Source organism: Streptomyces sp. NBC_00704 (assembly GCF_036226605.1).
Classification (GTDB): Bacteria; Actinomycetota; Actinomycetes; order Streptomycetales; family Streptomycetaceae; genus Streptomyces.
In genome coordinates this window covers 6462534-6476868 of the sequence record NZ_CP109000.1, presented here as the reverse complement: position 1 = coordinate 6476868, position 14335 = coordinate 6462534, and the positions used below count along the sequence as shown (strand labels likewise).

The 14335-nt window shown below is 75.6% G+C and carries 11 protein-coding genes; 3 read left to right on the top strand and 8 right to left on the bottom strand.

Annotated elements, in window-relative coordinates:
• Window positions 1-56: 56 nt before the first annotated feature.
• The 3 genes from OG802_RS28125 to OG802_RS28115 all read right to left on the bottom strand — a co-directional run bounded on the left by OG802_RS28125 (window position 57) and on the right by OG802_RS28115 (window position 2913).
• Complete coding sequence (locus tag OG802_RS28125; protein ID WP_329414896.1) at window positions 57-554, bottom strand: ATP-binding protein; 498 nt, start codon at window positions 552-554, stop codon at window positions 57-59.
• Between the two features lie 971 nt (window positions 555-1525).
• Window positions 1526-2050, bottom strand: a complete 525-nt coding sequence (locus OG802_RS28120; protein WP_329414895.1) for a hypothetical protein — start codon at window positions 2048-2050, stop codon at window positions 1526-1528.
• A 218-nt stretch (window positions 2051-2268) separates the two neighbouring features.
• Entirely contained in the window at window positions 2269-2913 is a 645-nt protein-coding gene (locus tag OG802_RS28115) for a hypothetical protein (protein WP_329414893.1), read from the bottom strand.
• A 207-nt stretch (window positions 2914-3120) separates the two neighbouring features.
• Here OG802_RS28115 and OG802_RS28110 point away from each other — a divergent pair, with 207 nt between their 5' ends.
• Window positions 3121-4692 (top strand): helix-turn-helix domain-containing protein, encoded by a 1572-nt coding sequence (locus OG802_RS28110; protein WP_329414892.1) that lies wholly within the window; start codon window positions 3121-3123, stop codon window positions 4690-4692.
• Between the two features lie 32 nt (window positions 4693-4724).
• Here OG802_RS28110 and OG802_RS28105 read toward each other — a convergent pair whose 3' ends face one another.
• Both OG802_RS28105 and OG802_RS28100 read right to left on the bottom strand, forming a co-directional pair.
• A complete protein-coding gene (locus OG802_RS28105) occupies window positions 4725-6467 on the bottom strand; it encodes a pyruvate dehydrogenase (protein ID WP_329414890.1) in 1743 nt (580 codons plus the stop codon).
• A gap of 62 nt (window positions 6468-6529) precedes the next feature.
• Window positions 6530-8710 carry a protein phosphatase 2C domain-containing protein gene (locus OG802_RS28100; RefSeq protein WP_329414889.1) on the bottom strand — a complete coding sequence of 727 codons (2181 nt, stop codon included), beginning with the start codon at window positions 8708-8710 and terminating at the stop codon, window positions 6530-6532.
• 490 nt (window positions 8711-9200) lie between these two features.
• On the opposite strand from OG802_RS28100, the gene OG802_RS28095 reads away from it, so the two are divergent.
• On the top strand, window positions 9201-10184 hold the full coding sequence (locus OG802_RS28095; protein WP_329414888.1) for a helix-turn-helix domain-containing protein: 984 nt from the start codon (window positions 9201-9203) through the stop codon (window positions 10182-10184).
• A gap of 84 nt (window positions 10185-10268) precedes the next feature.
• On the top strand, window positions 10269-10751 hold the full coding sequence (locus OG802_RS28090; RefSeq protein WP_329414887.1) for a DUF456 domain-containing protein: 483 nt from the start codon (window positions 10269-10271) through the stop codon (window positions 10749-10751).
• 43 nt (window positions 10752-10794) lie between these two features.
• Here the strand turns inward: OG802_RS28090 and OG802_RS28085 are convergent, their stop codons facing one another.
• The 3 genes from OG802_RS28085 to rsgA all read right to left on the bottom strand — a co-directional run bounded on the left by OG802_RS28085 (window position 10795) and on the right by rsgA (window position 14021).
• Complete coding sequence (locus tag OG802_RS28085) at window positions 10795-11331, bottom strand: methylated-DNA--[protein]-cysteine S-methyltransferase (protein WP_329417443.1); 537 nt, start codon at window positions 11329-11331, stop codon at window positions 10795-10797.
• A gap of 128 nt (window positions 11332-11459) precedes the next feature.
• A complete protein-coding gene (locus OG802_RS28080) occupies window positions 11460-12845 on the bottom strand; it encodes a DNA-3-methyladenine glycosylase 2 family protein (RefSeq protein WP_329414885.1) in 1386 nt (461 codons plus the stop codon).
• 129 nt (window positions 12846-12974) lie between these two features.
• Window positions 12975-14021 carry a ribosome small subunit-dependent GTPase A gene (gene rsgA / locus OG802_RS28075; protein WP_329417441.1) on the bottom strand — a complete coding sequence of 349 codons (1047 nt, stop codon included), beginning with the start codon at window positions 14019-14021 and terminating at the stop codon, window positions 12975-12977.
• Between the last annotated feature and the right edge of the window lie 314 nt (window positions 14022-14335).

Sequence of the window (14335 nt, the reverse complement as noted above, 5' to 3'; positions counted from 1 at the left end):
CGCCCCCTTCCCGTTCGTGTGCGGTGCGCCGCCCCTCGTCCGGCGGGCCGGTCCGCTCACGCGGCTCCGGCGCCCAGTTCGAACCAGACGACCTTTCCGCCGCCCTGGGCCCGGACTCCCCAGGTGTCCGCGAGGGACTCGACGAGCACCAGACCCCGCCCGTGCGTCCCCTCGTCGGGGGCCGGCGCGCTCGGCCGGGGCCGGCGGGCGACGCAGTCCCGCACCTCGACCCGCAGACCGGCCGACGAGACGGTGGCCGTCAGCAGCGCGTCGTCGTCCGTGTGCACCAGCGCGTTCGTGACGAGTTCGCTGGTGAGCAGTTCCGCCGTCTCGGACCGGCCGGGCTTGCCCCACCCCCGCAGCAGTTCCCGCAGCGCCCGGCGCGCCTCGGGCACCGCCCGCAGGTCCGCCCGGCCGAGCCGGCGATTGAGCTGCGCCGCGCGATCCTGGTCCGCCGCGTCCCCGGCGGCGTCGTCCCCGGTCTCCCCCGGCTCTCCTGTCTCCGAGCCGTCCACGACCGTCGTCGCGCCGCTTCCCCGTGCCTGCCTCTCCATGACCCCCGCCCGCGTGCCGATGTCGGTTTCCCCCCTGCTCGAACACGTTCACGGGGATCCTTGCCCGGTCGGCACCGCGCCAGTCATGTGGAATCGTCAACGACCGGGTGTTCGGCCATGTTCGGACGCGCCGTCGAGGGCATTCGCACGGCGCACGGCGGGACGACAGCGTTGTCCGGGGCGGGCCGGGCACGCGTGCGCGATCGCCGCATCCGGGTTCCGGCGAGCGGGAGAGGGGCGGGGCGCGGACCGCTGCGGCCGGTGCGCCGCCGGGAGCGGCGGGCGCGAACGGAGCCGTGGGACGGTCCCCGGACGCGGGCCCGCCGGACGGCCGGACGCACGGGCCGGCCCGGCGCCGTCCGCGCCCGGCGCCGGGCAGGAGGGGAAAGCCCTGGTCGAGGCACTGGCCGAGGCACCGGTTCCGGTTGCCTCTGCGGCGGCGCGCGGGACGGCCCCGGCGACGGGCGGACGCGGCACGACGGCCACGGGGCCGCCGGGCGCTCACCAGGGCGGCCGGTCCCGGAGCGGGCCGCACGACGGCGCGGGCGCCCCCCGGGAAGGCGCGCACCCGCGCGGACCGCTCCGCGCGTTCACCTCCCGCGCGAGCCGAGGTGAGCCGGGGCGCCGGCCGCCCGGCGCGGCCTCCCGCCTGGCCGTTTCGCGCCCCTGTCGCGTGCGCGTACGGGTGGCGGGCGACCGCCGGGGCTCGTGCCGTCTGCGGACGCGGCCCTACCGACCTGGTCGTAGACACGGCGCGGGTGCGGCGATCGCCGGACGCGTGGAGGTGACACGACAGGGGATCCGCGGTCCGGCGTCCGGGACGTACCCGGCCCGCCGGCCCGCGGATCCCCTTCAGGTTCCGGCGGCCCCGGTCCCCCCCGGTCTCGCCGGTCCCCCCGGTCCCCCCGTCCCCCCGGTCCCCCGAGGTTGGCCTGAACTCTTCGGTGGCCGCGCGGCCTCCGGGGCGGCGGTCAGCTGCCCGCGACGCCCTTCGTGCCGATGTGGAAGATCTTGTGGCTCTCGCGGTTCACGTCCACGACCAGCTTGGTGGTCGTGTTCTTGCTCCAGGTGAGGGTGACGACGGCCTCCGTGTGGTCGGCGGTGCCGTTGTCGGTGACCTTCCAGGCGAGCGGGACGTTCTGGGCCCGCAGGACACCGTTGGCGTGGTTGGCCTCCTCCCAGGCGTTCAGCTCCTTCTGGAGGGCCGACGTCAGGTAGTGCGCACGCAGCGCGTCCGCGAGGTCGCCGCCGCCCTCGTCGGTCACCGCGTCGATGTAGGCGCCGTAGAAGTCGGCGACGCGGGTGATGTTGTCCGACGACCTGCCGCTGACGCTGCGCGGGCCGCCGGCGGACGCCTGCGCCGTCACGCCGAGCCCGAGGGCCAGCGCGAGCCCGGCGGCGACCGCGGTACGGCGGGTGGCGCGCAGGCGCGCGGTGCTCCTGACGGCCGTGCCGGTCGCGGTGCTGCCGGTCGTGTTGTCGACGTCGTTCGTCATGTCCGTGTTCCCCGTGTCTCTCATGTGGTCGTGTGGTCGAGCGGTGATCGGTCGTGCGGTCGAGCGGTGGTCGTGCGGTTGCGGCGGGACCGCCGCCTCTCCCGACCCCCGTGGCGGGAGGGGCGGCGGCCCGCGCTTCTCAGCGGTCTCGTCACGCGCGGTTCGTGCGTCGCGTCCCCGTCGGCGGGGGCGGCCGGCCGCGCCGGTGCTCCGGAACGTCAGCGGAGCTTGTCGACGGCGGTGACGGTCGTCTTCCTGAACGCCTTGACCGGGGCGTCGGCGAAGTCGCCCATCTGGCGCCAGTCCACGACCGTCACCCTCGTGCCGTCCCGGCCGACGGAGATGAGCCGGATGTCGCTCGCGCCCCAGGACGTCTCGGTGTGCAGGCCGTAGACGTGGGCGCCCTCCTCGACGTGCAGGCGTCCGTAGTCCCTGAGTGTCGCCTCGACCTCCGGGTCGGCCCGCTCGATCCGCCGGGCGCAGGACCTGATGTCCTGGTCGACCCGCGCGTACCGCCCCTTGGCCGCGGCGACGCTCGGCGTCCGCACGGCGATCTGACGGGCGCTCGTGTCGAGGTCGGTCCGGAACTCGCGGTACCAGGAGCCGGAGCCGCCGCCCAGCGCCCTGCCGAGGCACAGGTCCAGCTCCACGTCGGGCGCCGCGCCGGCCGTGATCCGGCCGGCCGTCCAGGGGGCGCCGGGACGGACGGGGAGGTCCGGGGCGGCGAGAAAGCCGGGCCGCTGGGAGGCGGGGCTGCTCGCCGCGGGGGCGGGCGAAGCGCCGAACGCGGTGCCCGCGGCCGTCAGTGCGGTGAGCCCGCCGAGCGTGGTGATCATCATGGTGGTTCGAAAGCGCTTGGGCATGGGTGTCCCCCGTGAGTGAGTGCCGGGTGAAGGCCGCGTGAGTGCCGGTGGGTGCATGGGTGTGGGTCGGCGCCGAGAGGCCGGCCGGTCGGTTCCGGCCCGGTCGGTGCGACACCAAGAGCATCGGCGGTTCCCCCGGCACGCTGCAACGGTCTGCGCCCGATCGGCGGCGGTGGAACCATCCCAGGCCATCTGACGTGCAGGTATATGAGTGCCTGGGATGACCGCCCGGGCCGGACGAGCACGGGGGACCCGGTGTCGACCGACGACTGTGTGAGCGATGTGACGGAGTTCGCGGCACTGCTGACGGAACTGAAGGGGCGCACCGAGCGCAGCTACGGCTCCCTCGCCCGTCGCGTGGGCATGAACACCTCGACCCTGCACCGCTACTGCGCGGGGGAAGCGGTTCCACAGGACTTCGCCCCGGTCGAACGGCTCGCCGAGTTCTGCGGGGCGACGCCCGAGGAACGCCTCGAACTGCACCGGCGGTGGCTCCGGCTGGCGGCGGCACGACAACGCCCCCGGAGCACGACGGCCTCGGAATCAACGAGCCGGGCGCGGACACCGGGGCAGGCCCCGGACGACCGGCACGGGTCGCCGGACCCGCACGATCCGCACGGGTCACCAAACCCGCACGACCCGTACGACCCGTACGACCCGCGCAGCCCGCACGACCAAGATCACGTGCAGGACGCAGCCGACGCCTCCGATGCAGCCGACGCAGCCGAGCGGGATGACGCTCGGGCGGCGGGCGGGGTCCGGCAAGCACGGGCGGCGCGGGAAGCGCGGGATCCGGCCCCGGCGCGGGCGCCCGCGCGCCGTTGGCACCGCCGCCGCCGTACCGCTGTCCTCGCCGGCGCCGCGTGCGCGCTCCTCACCATTCTGGGCACACTGGCCGCACTGCCCGGAGAAGGCGGCGGGCACCGCACTCCCCGGGCCTCGGACGACGCCGTCCGGTCCGCCGCGGCGCCCGTCGTTCCGTTCCCCGGGGCCGCCCCCGGCCGCTCCTCCGCACCCGGCCCGGCGGCGACGACCGCCCCCGCCGGTTCCGCCGAGCCCTCGCCCTCGCCCTCCCCCGGCCGCACCAGGACCGCGCCCGTGACCGAGGCCGCCCCGGCCGGCGGCGGAGCCGCGGCGGTCCCGGCCGCGGGCGTACCGCTCACCTGGACCGCCGACTCGCAGGTCTGGGCGCAGGGCTGCGGTCACGACTACGTCATCGACAGGCCTCCGGCGCAGGTCCCGCCTCCCCCGATGGCGCAGGACGCCGGGCCCTGGGCGTCGGCGCAGGGCGCCGTGCACGGACGCGAGACCAATGTGGAGATCACGCTCCAGGGACGCGGCTCCGCCGCCGTCGCGCTGACGGCGGTGCGCGTGCGGGTCGCCCGGCGAGCCGCTCCCGCCCCCGGCACCGCGTACGCGATGGACCAGGGCTGCGGCGGCTCGCTGAGCAAGCGCTACTTCGCGGTGGACCTCGACCGCGACCGGCCCGTGGCGCGCTCGGTCGCCGGCGACGACGGGGAGAGGACGATCCCGGCGGTGCGCCTGCCCTACCACGTGTCCGGCGAGGACCCCGAGGTGCTGCTGGTCACGGCACGGACGCAGACGTGCGGCTGCGACTGGTACGTCGAACTCGACTGGTCCTCCGGGGGCCGCACCGGCACGGTCCGCGTCGACGACCACGGCCGTCCGTTCCGCACCACGAGCATCAAGGGACTGCCCCGCTACTGGTACGCCTCGGACGGCGGCGGAGCACGGCGGTGGGTCCCGGCCACCGACTGATCCGCCCGCCGGTCGTCGGAGTGAGCCGGTGCTCAGGGCCGGGGCATGTGGCGCAGGTTGGAGCGGGCCATCTGGAGCATGCGTCCCACTCCCCCGTCGAGGACGATCTTCGAGGCCGACAGGGCGAAGCCGGTCACCATGTCCGCGCTGATCTTCGGCGGGATGGACAGCGCGTTGGGGTCGGTGACGACGTCGACCAGGGCCGGCCCCTTGTGCCGGAAGGCGTCCTTCAGCGCGCCGGCCAGCTGCTTGGGCTTCTCGACGCGGACGCCGTAGGCGCCGCAGGCGCGCGCGACCGCGGCGAAGTCGGGGTTCTTGTTGGTCGTGCCGTACGAGGGCAGACCGGCGACCAGCATCTCCAACTCGACCATGCCCAGCGAGGAGTTGTTGAACAGCACGACCTTCACCGGCAGGTCGTGCTGGACGAGGGTCAGGAAGTCGCCCATGAGCATGGCGAAGCCGCCGTCGCCGGACATCGACACGACCTGGCGGCCGCGGTCGGTGAACTGCGCGCCGATGGCCATGGGCAGCGCGTTGGCCATGGAGCCGTGCGAGAAGGAGCCGATGACCCGGCGGCGGCCGTTGGGGGTGAGGTAGCGCGCGGCCCACACGTTGCACATGCCGGTGTCGACGGTGAACACGGCGTCGTCGGCGGCGAGTTCATCGAGGACGGACGCCACGTACTCCGGGTGGACGGGAACGTGCTTGTCGACCTTCCTCGTGTAGGCCTTCACCACCCCCTCGAGCGCGTCGGCGTGCTTCTTCAGCATCCGGTCGAGGAAGCGCCGGTTCTCCTTGGTCCGCACGCGCGGGATGAGGCAGCGCAGCGTCTCGCGGACGTCGCCCCAGACGGCGAGGTCCAGTCTGGAGCGGCGGCCGAGGTGTTCGGGCCGCACGTCGACCTGGGCGATCCGCACGTCGTCGGGAAGGAAGGCGCTGTAGGGGAAGTCGGTGCCGAGGAGGATCAGCAGATCGCACTCGTGGGTGGCCTCGTAGGCGGCGCCGTAGCCGAGGAGACCGCTCATCCCTACGTCATACATATTGTCGTACTGAATCCATTCCTTTCCGCGCAGCGCGTGTCCCACCGGGGACTTGATCTTCCCGGCGAACTCCATCACCTCGGCGTGCGCGCCGGCTGTTCCGCTGCCGCAGAACAGGGTGACCTTGCCCGCCGCGTCGATCATCTCGACGAGCGCCTCGATCTCGGCGTCGCCGGGGCGGACGGTGGGGCGGGCGGTGACGAGGGCCGTTTCGACGGCCTTCTCCGGCGCGGGCAGGTCGGCGACGTCGCCGGGCAGGGACACGACGCTGACGCCGCCGCGGCCGACCGCGTTCTGGATCGCGGTGTGCAGCAGCCTCGGCATCTGCTTCGGGTTGGAGACCAGCTCGCTGTAGTGACTGCACTCGCGGAACAGCTGGTCCGGATGGGTCTCCTGGAAGTAGCCCAGACCGATCTCGCTGGAGGGGATGTGCGAGGCCAGGGCGAGCACCGGGGCCATGGAGCGGTGGGCGTCGTACAGGCCGTTGACGAGGTGGAGGTTGCCCGGCCCGCAGGAGCCCGCGCAGGCGGCGAGCCGCCCGGTGATCTGGGCCTCCGCGCCCGCGGCGAAGGCGGCGCTCTCCTCGTGGCGGACGTGGATCCAGTCGATGCCCCGGTGGCGGCGCACCGCGTCCACGACGGGGTTGAGGCTGTCCCCCACGACGCCGTAGAGGCGCTTGACCCCCGCGCGGGCCAGGATGTCCACGAACTGCTCGGCGACGTTCTGCTTGGCCATGGACCGACGCATCCCTTCGGTTTCCCGGGTCGATGCTCTCCACAGTGGCCGCGGTGGCGCGCTCACGCCTCCCAGACGGCCGCGGCCGTACGGTCGTCGGCGTAGCCCTTGACCCTGACCTGGGTGTCGGCGAGGAAGGCGGCGAGACCGGGCGGGGCCGGGTCCGACCAGCGGTCCGTCAGGTGCGCGGAGAGTTCCGGCTCCCCGCGCAGGGGGTCGGCCATGCCGCCGGTGCACATCAGGAGCGTGTCACCCGGGCGGGCTACGGAGGCCCGGAAGCGGAACGGCTCGCGGGGCGGTCCGGGCTCCGGGTCGTACGGGTCGGGCGGTGCGGGGACGCCCAGGTCCATGGTGAGCCGGTCCCCTTCGGGCGTCTCGGCCGGGAGCGACCCGAACCCCACGACCGGATCGCCCGCGACCTCGGCCACCTGCGGTTCGATGTCCCGCCAGACGCCGCCGCGCAGCCGGAACAGTCCGCCGCCGCCCACCCCGAAGAAGACGCGGGTGCGGCATTCGGGGTCGGCGGGCAGCAGCAGGCAGCGCAGGGTGGCCGCGTACTCCTCGGGTTCGAGCCCCTGCTCGGCGGCGCCGGCCCGCAGCCGGCCGAGGCTGCGGTCGGTGAGCCGGTGCAGCCCCGACTTCAGATCGCCGCGCCGGGCCGCCCTGATGTCCTCGGCGAGCCGGACATGGCTGCGGCCCACGGCGCGTCCGATCCACCGGCACACCTCGGCTGCCGCACGGTGCGCGGCCGGATTGGCTCTGGCGCCCGTCGCCATCGCGACCAGGACGAGCGCGTGCTCGCCCGTCCCGAAACGGGCGGTGAGCAGGGAGTCCCGGCGCGGCTCCCCCCGGTACCGGGCGGAGTCGCCGCGCACCGACGCGGCGCGCAGCGCCCAGGACCCGTAGCGGGCGCCCTCCAGGACGGTGTCGGCGACCAGCTCGTCCAGCTCGTCCGGATCGGCGGCGGGGAGGGCGGTGGGCTCGGCGTCGTAGGTGGGCGGCCCGGAGCCGACGTGGTCCGTGGCGGCGGGCCGGGCCGGGATCGTGAGGACGGTGGGCGGATGGCCGGGCGGGCCGGGCTCGGCCTCCCCGTCCGGGACCCGCTCCGGGGGGCGGGCTGGGGCGTCCGGCGCAGCGCCGGCCGGGGTGAACGAGGGCGACCGCCCGTCGGTGTGGGCGGTGGGGGCCGTCGAGGGCGGCGGGGCATGGAGCGGCACGGGCGGCGGGGCGGCCGGGGGCACCGCGGGGGCGGAAGGCGGCGCCGGGGTGTCGGGGGGCGCCGGCGCCCGGGGGTCCGGCGGTGCGTCAGGGGCGGGTGGTGCGGCGGCGGCGGAACGGGGCCCGGCCGTCGACCGCGCTTCGGGCGGAGTCGACGGCGGGGGCGGGGACGGCGGCCGGGGTGGCGGCGGCGGGAGGGCGGGGTCCGTCGCGGGTGACGGCGGTGGCGACGCGGGCCGCCGGGTGTCCGCGGCCTCCGTCCACGCCGCCGCGTCGCCGTCGTCCACGGATGCGCGGTGGACGTCGCCGCGGGCGTTCCCGTGGACCGGCTGCTCGGCGAACCCGGGCGGCAGCGGGCCCGGCGGGAAGCCGGTGGGACCGGCCGCCCCGTCCGACGGCGGTTCCGGCCGGACACCCCCGCCGTCGCCGCCCCCACCGCCCCGCGGGTCCGGCCCGCTGCCCGGCCCTTCGTCCGGCGGAGCGGGGGCCGCGGGCGGGCCGGTTCTGGGCTGCGGGACGGTGGCCTCCCGCGGCACGGGCGGGGGCGAGGACGGCGGCGGTGGCGGGCCCTGCGACGTCCACCAGTCGGCCGCCGCCTCGGCCCCCGCCTCGGCGCCGGACCGTTCGGCGCGCGGCGAGGGCAGCGCACCGGCCGGACCGGACGCGGGCTGGCCGTCGTCGGCGCCGTCCACCCAGTCACCGGTCGCATCGCCGGGGATGTCGCCGGTGGTATCGCCGGGCGCGGCGACCACTCCGCCGTCGGGGAAGCGTCCGGACCACCGGTCCGGCAGGACGTCCGGGTCGTCCCCTACGGCCGCCGAGGCCGCGGGGCCGACGCGGGCGCCGTCGTCCGGGCGCCCGCTGTCCGTCGCGCTCGTGGAGCGCACCGCTCCGGCCGCCGAGGCGAAGCGGTCGTCCAGGGAGTCGGCGGCGGGCGCGGGCCCGGTGTCCTCGCCGGCGTCGTCGTACAGCTGCCGCCACCAGTCGTCCTCGCGACCGGTGGGCCTTCCCCCCTGCTGGCTCATGCCGACAATTGTCCACCGCACGGGCCGCAGGAAAACGGGGCATCCGGAAAAATCCGCCACGCCACGGGTGTCGAACAGTCGGGCGAGGGGCGTCGCCGGGCGGGTCGGGTGCGGTGTCCGGCACGGCGCGAGGGGGTCGCCGGGCGATTCCACCCCCCACGGGAGAACCGCCCGGCGACTGCGGTGACCTGGGCTCGAGTCCCCTGGTGCGCCCCTGCGCGGCAAGAGCCCGGATCACGTCTCGCGGACCCGGAGGCACGGCGCGGCGGCCGGGCCGCTCCGGGTGTGGACGGCGGATACGGAGCCCACCCTGGACGATCGGTGGATGATCATATGTTTCCGCCGTGGCCACACATTGGCAGAGTGACCGCCGGTACGGCGATGATGGGCGGTGGCGGGTTCGCGCCGTGGCCGTTTCCCGCCACTCACGAGAGGTGAGGAGGCCGGCCGCCGCCGCCGACGGGACCCGGCAAGGAAGGACGCCACCGCGATGCTGGGAGCGATCGGACTCGACGAGACGCACGAGTCGGCCTACCGGGCGCTCGTGTCGGTGGGCGCGGCGGACGTGCCCGACCTCGCACGGCGGCTGGCGCTGGGCGAACAGGACACGGAGAGCGCGCTGCGCCGCCTGGAGCGGCACGGGCTGGCCGCGCAGTCCTCGGGCCGGCCCGGACGCTGGGTCGCCGCCCCGCCCGGGGTGGCGCTGGGCGCTCTGCTCACCCACCGGCGGCACGAGCTGGACAAGGCGGAGCTGGCGGCGGCCCGGCTCGCCGAGGAGTACCGGGCGGCCGCCGCCGAACCGGCCGTGCACGACCTGGTCGAGGTGGTGACGGGCGCCGCCGCCGTCGCCCAGCGCTTCCTTCAACTCCAGCTCGGGGCGAGCGACGAGGTGTGCGCCCTGGTCACCGGCTCCCCGGTGGCCGTCACCAGCAGCGAGAACGACGCCGAGGAGCTGGCCGCCTCCCGCGGGGTGCGCTACCGGGTCGTGCTGGAGCGGGCGGTCCTCGATCAGCCGGACGGCGTGCGGGAGCTGACCGCCGCGCTGGCCCGGGGCGAGCAGGTGCGGGTGGTGGACACCGTGCCGACGAAGCTGGTGGTCGCCGACCGCTCGCTCGCCCTGGTGCCGCTGACCGGCCGCTCGGCGGAGCCCGCCGCGCTGGTGGTGCACGCCAGCGGGCTGCTCGAACTGCTGTCGGGACTGTTCGAGTCGGTGTGGCGGGAGTCGCTGCCCCTGCGCCTGGGCTCGGCCGGCGTCGCCGAGCGGGACCCCGGCACGCCCGACGCCGGCGACCTGGAGGTCCTCTCCCTGCTGCTGGCCGGGATGACCGACGCGAGCGTGGCCAAACAGCTCGGCCTGGGCCTGCGGACCGTGCAGCGCCGGGTGAAGGTGCTGATGGAGCTGACCGGTGCGACGACCCGGCTGCAACTGGGCTGGCACGCCCACGAACGCGGCTGGGTGACCCGCGACCGGTGACGCCGCCGCACTCCGGTGTTCGCACGGCCGTTCAGCCGTCCGCCTTGACCTGCGCGTTCTCTCCTGTTCGGGCAGGCTGGGCAGATGGGAGTGTGGGAACTCCTGCTGGTCGCGGTGGTCATCCTGCTCGGCCTGTGCGGAGTGCTGGTGCCCGGCGTCCCTGGATCGTGGCTGGTCTGGGCGGCGGTCCTGTGGTGGGCGCTGGACGATCCGCGCCCGGTCTCCTGGTTCGTCCTGGTCGGGGCGACGGTGACGCTCCTCGTGTCCCAGGCGGTGCGCTGGGCCCTTCCCCCGCGCCGGCTGCGCGAGAGCGGCGCGACCCCGCGGATGGCGGTGTTCGCGGGAGCCGGCGCGTTCGTCGGCTTCCTCCTGCTTCCCGTGCTCGGCGCGATCCCCGGCTTCATGGGCGGCATCTACCTCTCCGAACGCCTGCGCCTGGGCCGTCGCGGTGAGGCCCGCGCGGCCCTGCGCACGGCCATGCGCTCCGGCGGCTGGAGCGTGCTGGCCGAGCTGTTCGCCTGCCTGCTGATCGCGGGGGCCTGGCTGGGCGCGCAGCTGGGGGGCTGACGACGACGGGCGGCGGCCCGCGACCTGCCGGGCGGTCCCGTGGTCACACCGGCGGCGCCGGGAGCACTCCCTCGAGGGTCAGCAGCCGCACCTTGCGGTCCAGGCCGCCCGCGTAACCGGTCAGCGTGCCGTCGGCGCCGATGACCCGGTGGCAGGGCCGCAGGATCAGCAGCGGGTTCGCCCCGACGGCGCCGCCCACCGCGCGTACGGCCATGCGCGAGGCGCCGACCCGCGCGGCGACCTCGCCGTACGTCGTCGTCGCCCCGTAGGGGACCGAGTCCAGGGCGGCCCACACCCGCTCGCGGAAAGCGGTGCCGTCGCTGCGCAGCGGCAGCGTGAACTCCTTGAGTTCGGCGGCGAAGTAGGCGTCGAGCTGCTCCCGCGCGGACCGGAAGGGTCCGGGGTCGTGACACCAGTCCGCCAGGACGCTGCGGCCGCGCTTCTGCCCGGGCACGGAGAGCGAGGTCAGCGCGCCTTCGGCGTCGGCGGTGAGCAGCAGCGCTCCGAGCGGGCTCTCCACCCGCGTCCAGTACGCCGTCGGGTCCGCCGCCCGCTCGCCGGGCCTCGCCCGCTCCGACATCGTCGGCCGCTCCTCCGTCTTTGCCCGCAGGTCCGGGCCCGGTTCCTTCAGGCCGGCGGGGTCCGTCCGCTCCCGCGGTTCCGGCGGTTCGGACGGATGCGGCACACGGTCCGGCAGGGTCAGGTCGGTCATCGTTCCTCCGCGACGCGCAGATGGTGCAGGGCATAGGTGCGCCAGGGGCGCCAGGTGTCGGGGACGTCCGTGCCGGGCGGCGCGACGTCGGGGTCGCCGAGGGCGCGGGCGCGGATCGCCGCGACCGTCCGGGCGTCCAGGCCGGGCAGGGCCAGCAGGGCCGCCTGGGCGTCGTCCCGGTCGGCGCCCGGGTCCAGCCGTACGGCGCCGTCGGCGAGGGCGGCGACGAGCGGGCCCAGCGGCCCGCCGGGCTCGGACTCCGCCAGGACGGCGGGCTCCGGGAAGAGACGGGTGAGGGTCCCGCAGGGTGCGTCGAGGGCCTTGCCGTAGACGCGCACCAGCCGCTCGGCCCGCGCCCGCCCGACCAGGGCCCGCACCGCGTGCTCCTCCGGGTCGGCCGCTCCCGGCGCGCGCAGTCCGGGCCGGGCGGCGACCAGCGGGGCGAGCCGCGGATCGGCGCCGAGCCGTTCATCGACGGCGTACGGGTCGACGTCGAGGTCGAAGAGGCGCCGCAGCCGCTGGACCGCGGTGGTGAGGTCGCGGGGGTCGGTGAGGTGCAGGCGGGCGGCGAGCCAGCCGCCGGGGTTGACGGCCGAGGCCCGGCCCGGGTCCCCCGCGCGCTCGTCGACGGCGACGATCCCGGTGCCGTACGGCAGGCGCAGGGTGCGGCGGTAGGTGCGCCGCCCGGCCGCTCCGCTCACCTCCTCCACGCCGGCCAGGGCCTCGCGCTGGAGCAGGTCGAACACGGCCCGCGCGTGGTACGGGCCCCGGTGGGCGAGTCGCAGCGGGATCCCGGCGGTGGGCGTGGCGGTGCGGTGCCGCGCCCGTACGGCGGCCCGCAGTTCGGTCGGGGTCGAGGCGTACACGGCCCGCACGGTGTCGTTGAACTGGCGGACGCTGGCGAACCCGGAGGCGAAGGCGATCTCGGTGACCGGCAGTCCCGTCGTCTGCAACAGGACCCGCGCGGTGTGCGCGCGCTGCGCCCTGGCGAGCGCCACGGGTCCCGCGCCCAGCTCGGCGGTGAGCTGCCGCTGCACCTGGCGGGCGCTGTAGCCGAGCCGGCCGGCCAGTCCGCCGACGCCCTCCCGGTCGACGATGCCGTCGCCGATCAGACGCATGGCCCGGCCGACGACGTCGGCTCGCGCGTTCCACTCCGCCGAACCGGGCACGGCGTCGGGGCGGCACCGCCGGCAGGCCCGGAATCCCGAGCCCTGCGCGGCGGCGGCCGTCGCGAAGAACCGCACGTTGTGACGTTTCGGCGTCACGGCCGGGCAGCTGGGCCGGCAGTAGACGCCGGTGGTCCGGACGGCGAAGAAGAACTCGCCGTCGAACCGGGCGTCCCTGCTCCGGACCGCTTCGTAGCGGGTTTCCTGGTCCGTCATGGCTCCCAGTCTCGGCCCGCGGCGACACACGTGCTAGCGGAAATCGGACGTGACGTCCGCGACGCCGGGCACGGCGCCGGCGTCGCGTTCCGCCGACCCTGCCGCCCGCCGCTCCCCCGCCGGCTCCGGTCAGTGAGGCGGCGCGGGCCGCCACGGTCCGCGGCCCCGCTTCGCCTCTCCCGCGGCGCGGCCCTCGGCCTGCCTGCGCTTCCAGTCCTGCCGGAACCCGGCGCGCACGCGCGCGTCGGACTTGGCGACGATCCACTCGTTCTCGCGGACGAGTTTGCGGTAGCTCTCCAGTCTGCGCGGCGGCAGTTCGCCGTCCTCGACGGCCGCGCGCACGGCGCAGCCGGGCTCGGCGTCGTGGGCGCAGTCGTGGAACCGGCAGCCGCGGGCGAACTCCTCGATCTCGGAGAACACCCGGCCGACGCCCTGGCCGGCGTCCCAGAGGCCGACGCCGCGCAGTCCGGGCGTGTCGATGAGGACGCCGCCGCCGGGGACGGGGAGCAGGTTGCGGGTGGTGGTGGTGTGCCGTCCCTTGCCGTCCATGTCACGGGTGGCCCGGACGTCCATCACGTCCTCGCCGACGAGCGCGTTGGCGAGGGTGGACTTGCCCGCGCCGGACGTGCCCAGCAGCACGGAGGTGCCCTGCCCGACCAGCGCGGCCAGTTCCCCGACGCCGTCGCCGTCCCGTGCGCAGACGGTCAGCACGGGCACGCCGGGCGCGCCGGCCTCGACGTCGTCGACCAGGTAGGACAGCGCGACCGGGTCCGGCACCAGGTCGGCCTTGGTGAGGACGACGACGGGCTGGGCGCCCGACTCCCAGGCCAGGGCCAGGAACCGCTCGACCCGGCCGAGGTCGAGTTCGACGGCCAGGGACACGGCGACGATCGCGTGGTCGACGTTGGCGGCGAGGATCTGTCCCTCCGAGCGCTTGGAGGAGGTGGAGCGCACGAAGGCGGTACGCCGCGGGAGGATCGTGCGCACGTACCGCGGATCGCTGCCGTCGGGGTCGACGGCGACCCAGTCGCCCGTGCACACGACCTTCAGGGGATCGCGGGGCACGACGAACTCGGTGTCGGCGCGGACCACGCCGGCCGCCGTCACGACGTCGCACAGACCTCGGTCGACGCGCACGACACGGCCGGGCAGCAGCTTCCGCTCGGCACTGGGCAGGAACGCGGATTCCCAGCCCTCGTCCCAGCCGTAGGCGACGAGAGGATGCGCGGAACCCGAAGAAACTGAAGAGCCCGAAGAACCTGAAGAGCCCGTGGAACCCGAAGACCCGGAAGCCCCTGAAGGGGCCGGGGATTCCTCCGGGACATCCGGAGAAGACGGGGACGACGGAGAAAACTGAGAAGCCGGAGAAGTCTCGGAAACGCGGGGAACCGAGGAAGAGGAGGAATGCAAGGGGGACCCTTCACAGGGGCAGCCCCGGCAGCGCTCCGCCTCCGCACGGGAATCTGGTCACGTGCGGAAAGGTGAGGAGA